The sequence below is a fragment of the Pseudoalteromonas sp. CR1 genome (genome assembly GCF_019392235.1).
Lineage (GTDB): Bacteria > Pseudomonadota > Gammaproteobacteria > Enterobacterales > Alteromonadaceae > Pseudoalteromonas.
This window is the reverse complement of sequence record NZ_JAHXRM010000306.1, coordinates 1-267: the sequence shown is the minus strand read 5'-3', so window position 1 is coordinate 267 and position 267 is coordinate 1. Positions and strand designations below refer to the sequence as shown.

The following is a 267-nucleotide window of genomic DNA, read 5'->3' as shown; positions in this document are numbered from 1 at the left end:
CTGCTCCAGCGCCACACCCGCCCCGGTCAACCCGGAATACGGCGCCGTCACCAGCCACACCGGAATACCGTCGAAGTAATCACTCATGCAGCCTTTGTCGCGGAAACTCTTCGCAAAGCCGCTGTTGATAAAGAAGTCGGCAAACCGCGGAATCACCCCGCCCACGATGTACACGCCACCGCGCCCACCGGTGGTCAACACGTTGTTACCCGCCACCCGGCCGAGCCAGATACTGAACTGGTTCAACACTTCCATGGCCACCGGTTC

The 267-nt window shown here is 61.0% G+C and carries 1 protein-coding gene; it reads right to left on the bottom strand.

Translation table 11 applies throughout. The features are described 5' to 3' along the window. On the bottom strand, window positions 1-267 hold a 267-nt coding region (locus tag KZZ04_RS19505), incomplete at both ends, for a glucokinase (protein ID WP_219423929.1).